Here is a 5798-nt window from a genome sequence, read left to right on the forward strand (position 1 = left end):
CCTTTTGGATGATTTCGTATGTCTGCAATCCGGACGAGGGGCGGACAGAACGTATCCCGCCCGTCTCTTGGGTAGATTAAGACGAACGCGTGCGTGACGCGACACCGGATTGAGATTATTTTAAATTTTTATTAAGGGTCAAAAATCTTTAGACGAGAACAACAGGAGGAGGGCGGATATAAACATGAAAGACAGAAAGGCTGCTGAAAAAAGACTCCGTTCGGATCGGGAGCTTCTCAAAAGAAGGATGAACGTCCTGGTTGACATTGAAATCGGCCGAATGAACAAAAGTCGAGGCCGAACACATCCAGTGACAGAAAGGGGTCGAGTGCTGTTTGGCGTGGCCGGCATGGCGCATAGGATGAACGCCCTGCTGCACCGCCCCGAACGACATGAAACCGGATAGGAAAAGGTAGCCCGCGGCCAGAACCAAGGCCGTCCGCCTAATCTGTGTCTTTCGCGATATCATGGTCATTAGGTATTATCCATATAACCCTTTTTTAAGCAGCGGTCAAGTTTTTTCTTAAAAGCTTGCGGCCACGGTTACACGGACTTCGAGAGGTTCCGCCGGATGCGTATGGATGTCGTTCACCCCGGTCAGTGGTTCTCCCTGCAATCTCGAGGTGTAGTAATAGTCGATATCCGAAACTTTGGCATTAAAAAGGTTGAACACGTCCACCAACACCCGCCAGGTCTTAAAAAACTGGTAACCCACTCGTGCATCGACCGTCGTGGAGGATTGGGAACGCACGCTGTTGTCCTCGATCAACGGTCGGGGGCCGAAATAGCGCAACCGGAGGCTTCCCAAAAATCCGGACAGACCGTCGACCGAGGCCCCGACGGAGGCCACCGCTTGCGGCGATCCGGGAATGTGATTTCCCACCCCCGGTTCCGAATCCGTGAAACGGGCGTTGGAATAGGCAAAATCGGCGTCCATGATGAACCAGGTAGTGGGCGTGTAATAATTCGCCCATTCGACCCCATCACGTCGGCTGGGGCGGCTTGGCTCGGTCGTCCCGGCATCCCCGACAAAGAGAAGCTCGGAGTCGGAATCCAAAATCCATAATGTGAGGGAGCTCTGAAGATGCGGCACGATGGCGGTGCGTGTCCCGACCTCCGCGCCTTTGGTTCGCACCAGCGGGTCCACTTTGGAGACCGGTTGAAGGGTGCTGGGATCCACCTGGATGGTCGACCCCCGTCCGTCATTGCTGTGAAAGCCGTAACCCCCGTTGATGTAATACTCCGTTTTGGCCCAGGGTCCGAAGATGAGGCTCAATTTGGGACTGGTAATCGAATCGTGGGCGATTCCGGAATTGGCGTCAATATTGCTGTTCACATCCCAGCGGTAGAAGTCCTCTCGCACGCCGGCCACCGTCCGGAATTTTTCGGCCCATCGGAAACCGTTTTGAAAATAAACTCCCAGGCTGGTCTGCACGACCTGGTCCTGGCTCGTGGTGGAAAGCACGTTCTGTGCCTGGGTGTGGTAGAGCGCGACGTTCGCGATATTGTCGTTACGAAGTTGCAGACCGACGGTGTTGTCCATGTCATGCCCGCCGAGTTGCGTTAACCAGCCCTGACTCGTTTTGAAACCCGTGACGACGCGCTTGTCCGCCTGTTCAAACTGGTCGCCCGTCCCGTCGCCGAATGGGGCCTCGGGATGGTCGAGAAAGAAGGTGAAATCCGAGAAAAGATTCAGTTTGTAATCGATCAGATAGACATCGGCTTTTGTGATTGAATTCTCCCCCGTCTTCTGCCATTGCCCGACCAGACTATGCCGGTAGGATCTTCCCCCGTCGGTCGGATCGATCGCGCCAAATCGCGAGATCAGGTTTTCGTGAATGGCCCGTAGAGGGACCTGATCCGTGGAGTTCCAGGTTCCGTCATATTCCGAGGCCGTGATGCTCCATCCATTCTGTTGCACTCCCCGGCTGTAACGCAACACGCCATTCAATCTTTTAAAATTGTCCGGGTTATCCCAGGGTCCGTCGTTGTGAAACAATTCCAACGCGTAGAGCAAATGTCCGTCTCCAAGGCTCGGGGATGCGGCCAGCAACGCGCGCCGGTAACCGTCCGTACCCGCCCCGACTTCCGCGATGTTACGGGGCAAGACATTCGCATAGTCCATATTGACCGCGCCGGCGGAAGAAAAATCCCCTTCGTCCGCATAATAAGGTCCTTTCTTGTACTGGACCCCGCTGACGATCTCGGGAATCAAGAAATTCAGATCGGAATACCCCTGCCCGTGGGCGTGGGTCGGCATATTCACGGGAGCCCCTCCCACCGTCAAGGATAGATCCGTCCCATGATCCAGATTGAATCCCCGAAGATAATATTGATTCGCTTTCCCTTCCCCACTGTGCTGACTGATGATCACACCGGGAACGGCCTCAAGCAGTTCTCCGGTCCGCTTGATGGGTCGATCTTCGATTTGTTTGGGGGTCACGGTCCCTTCCGTCGAAGAATCGGCCGTTCCCACAAGATTCTCGGCGGAATCGGTGACCTCGACCGTCTCCAAGGTTTGGACCCCGCCTGAAAAGGCGGGTTTCGGAAATGCGACGATCAACAGGATTGACAGGATAAGAAACAGAAACGCCAAGGGATCGTCGATGACCCGCATGAGTAATTTCTCCAGGTTGAGTTATTCAAGTCGGAATCGAATCGGAACATCGACCCATGCGGCGACCGGTGCTTCGCCCTCGTGTGCTGGGTCAAACCTCCATTTTTTCACGGCCGTCAGTGCCGCTTGGTCGAGCACAGGGTGACCTGAACTCTTTTCAACCCGGATTTCGGCCGGGTTCCCTTCCACGCTGATAAAAACCCGAAGAACGACCGTTCCCTGAATCCCGAGCTTTCGCGCAGTGGCCGGATACTTGGGCTTTGGATTTTCGAGATAGGCTGCGTCAAATTGCGGTGGCGTGAGAGACCGACCGGCCGGGTCTTGAGAGGCCGGGTGGTTTTGCAAGGCGTCCGGTACCTGCGATTGGGTGGAGGCACTTTGAATAGGGAATTGGACCGGTGGATTTTCCGCCAAGGATTGGATTTCTGGATTCATTGTCGGCTGAGTTTCCTGAACGGGCTCTGGATGAACGACCTTGGGTGTTTCCAGATTAGGACGAGGTCGTTGCACCGGGCGGCTCGGGGTTTCCGGCGGTGTCGGGGTAGGAATTCCCACCGATTTTTCCCTCGGCCAATCGGCCAGGATCACCTCGAAAATCTGCGGCCGGTGCGGTATAAACCGGTGAACGGTGGCGATCAGCGAGACCGATATTAATGCGCCGTGCAACGCGAGCGAAAGCAGGAAGGCCGGCCCGATCTGATTAATTTTCGCTATTTCACTCAACCTGACTGCCGCCGGGTATCGCATTTATTTTCCTTTGGGCATCGCGCCGCCGAGCACATGGAACATTCCGGGAAGGTCGGGCAGCGACTCGGCCCGCCCGGTTAAAAAGTAGAGGCCCACCACCAGGCTGAACAGGCCCGCCGCCACGCCGACCGCCACATATACGCGACGTTCGCTCTGTGCGCTCAAGAAACCGGCGGCCGTGACCACGGCGATCAGACTGTTACTGAGGATGAGGCCCACGACAAAAGTCCCCATCAACAGCAGGCCGCTCGCGACTCCGCTCGTCCCGCCGACCGCGGCGATGAGCAGCACCTGCGAGCCCGTTTCGGCCCCGATGCCGTGAATAATTCCCACGATGAACGCGGAGACCGGACTGTACTGCGACAACCGGTGTTTGTGCTCATGCGCGCGGCCCTCGAGCCACTCGTGCATCCTGTGCCAGAGGTAAGCGATTCCGGAGAAAACCAGCATCCAGCGACTTCGCAATCGGAACTCCGCCCTTCCACGGAGATACTGCACCAGGGAGTAGAACACCCAGGCCGCCAGGAGGAGCAGCGTCAGGCCCACCACCCGCTCGAGAATCGGGTCTACCCAATCGGGCAGAAGCGCCTGGGCCAGAAGCGCCGCCGACCCGAGCGTCACCACCATGGCCGCGTGGCCCAACACATACATCGTCGACAGGAACAGAACCGGCCGCCCCGTGCGGGCGGCGGACAGGAAACCACGACTGCCCTTTGCCATTCCCCGGGCCTCCGCCCCGTCCTCCACTCGGCCAGTGCTGGTTATATCGGTGATGGCCGCGATATGATCCCAGTCGATCCCGTGGCGAAAGCCGTAGAGAAAGGTCGTAAAAAGAACCAATCCAAGATATTCCGTCACGGAGTCTTCCCTCGCCTCATGAGAGCGCCTTTCCGGTTGTGGTCATCGTCAGCTTTCCGTGCTTAACCCCCTTGGTTCCGATGAGTCGATCCGCGATCGCCCGGACCGCCGCTCCTTTTCCCATCACGACGAGCACCTCCATGCAGTTCCGTTCATCCAGATGAACGTGGAGGGTGGATTGGACCGCTTTGTGATATTGGTGCTGAAGGTGGGCCAAGGTCTCGCCCAATTCGCGGACATCGTGGTCATAGACGATCGTGATCGTCCCGACGACCTTTTCCCCGAATTTCCATTCCTCTTCCACCAGTTGATCCCGGATCAGGTCCCGGATCGCCTCGGACCGGTTGACGTATTTTTTATCCCTGATCAGTCGGTCGAACCCTTCGAGGAGATGATGGTCCAGAGAAACGCCGAAGCGGATGGTTTTCTTCATGACGAAGGGTTCCTCCTTACCGTCGTGTTACGTTTTTATAAATCGTAACACAATTGAATATGCACGTCAAGGCTGGGGAAGCCGCCGATTCCCGAAGCCGGGAGGAACGAAGATGCGTCGTCTGGACAGACGATTCCGAATGGTTAATTTACCCCAAGGCGAGGAGCCGATTGTTGGAATCTTCCCCGGATTAAAGGAATGATTCGGGAGGGAATTGCTTCAAACTCTGTCAGTCACTAAAGCTGAGGAGGGCGTTGCAGGACTCCGTGGAGGAGCCTCGTCACAGTCCAAGTAGCCGCATAAACCACTCCGAGGAGCACGACATCCGTCGGGCCCACGGGCATATCCCAGGAATAGGCCATATAGAAACCGAGGAACGCGGCGGCCCCCCCGTTCAAAGATGAAATCACCGTGAACTGGCGCATGTTACGTGCGAAGAGGTGCGCGATCAGCGCAGGAATCAGTAAAAAACCGAACGAAATCAGCGGACCGACGCTGAGCACGGCCATCGAGACCGTCAGACCGATGAGGATGTAGAGCATCACATCCCAAAAAACCACATTCTTACGAAGGACCATTGCCATGTCGCGATCAAATGAAACCAGAAGCAATTCCTTCTGGAAAAGTCCAAGCATGACAAGCACCAGTGCAAGTATGGCCGCCGTGAGCACGAGATCGAAATTGGAGACCGCAATTACCTCTCCTTTCAGCATGTCGAGCAAGCCGATCTCGCCGTAGGGATTTTGCGCCAGCAGCAGGATGCTTGCGGCGCCGGCCACAACGTACGCCGTGCCGAGCCGGCCTTCGAGTTGTCCACGGCCTCTTCGCTCCATGAACGCCAGCGTCAGAATCGCCGCCAGTGAAAAGGCGATGGAGCCCGTAAAGGCCAGCATGTGGGCCGCTTGCGGGCTGTAACCCGCCGGATTGAAGCCAAGCCAGACCGGAAACGACAGCGCGAAGGCAATTCCGGTGGAAGAAATTTGCGGAAGCGCGACCCCCAGAAACGCCAGGCGGCGCATGACGAGAAAAACCCCGACGAGCGGGCAGGCGAGACCGACCAGCACGCTGGTGTAAACCGAATTGCGGAGGAGAAAATCGGGGGAGAGAATTTGACCAAGAGTCTCCATGTCAGCCTATCTCGTC

At 56.6% G+C, this 5798-nt stretch carries 6 protein-coding genes; all 6 read right to left on the minus strand.

Annotation, left to right across the window (positions count from 1 at the left end; genetic code table 11):
* Nucleotides 1–148 precede the first annotated feature (148 nt).
* Nucleotides 149–475, minus strand: coding sequence for a hypothetical protein (locus VMN77_01980; protein ID HTN42546.1), 327 nt, complete (start codon nucleotides 473–475; stop codon nucleotides 149–151).
* 48 nt (nucleotides 476–523) lie between these two features.
* The gene (locus VMN77_01985) at nucleotides 524–2617 is read right to left on the minus strand and encodes a TonB-dependent receptor (GenBank protein ID HTN42547.1); all 2094 of its coding nucleotides are present in this window, start codon (nucleotides 2615–2617) and stop codon (nucleotides 524–526) included.
* Between the two features lie 21 nt (nucleotides 2618–2638).
* Nucleotides 2639–3364, minus strand: coding sequence for an energy transducer TonB (locus VMN77_01990; protein HTN42548.1), 726 nt, complete (start codon nucleotides 3362–3364; stop codon nucleotides 2639–2641).
* Nucleotides 3365–4222: a hypothetical protein gene (locus VMN77_01995; protein ID HTN42549.1), complete on the minus strand. Its 858-nt coding sequence runs from the start codon at nucleotides 4220–4222 to the stop codon at nucleotides 3365–3367.
* A 16-nt stretch (nucleotides 4223–4238) separates the two neighbouring features.
* Complete coding sequence (gene nikR / locus VMN77_02000; protein HTN42550.1) at nucleotides 4239–4655, minus strand: nickel-responsive transcriptional regulator NikR; 417 nt, start codon at nucleotides 4653–4655, stop codon at nucleotides 4239–4241.
* A gap of 236 nt (nucleotides 4656–4891) precedes the next feature.
* On the minus strand, nucleotides 4892–5782 hold the full coding sequence (locus VMN77_02005) for a metal ABC transporter permease (GenBank protein HTN42551.1): 891 nt from the start codon (nucleotides 5780–5782) through the stop codon (nucleotides 4892–4894).
* Nucleotides 5783–5798 lie beyond the last annotated feature (16 nt).

This window comes from Nitrospiria bacterium (assembly GCA_035498035.1).
Classification (GTDB): Bacteria; Nitrospirota; Nitrospiria; order JACQBZ01; family JACQBZ01; genus JACQBZ01.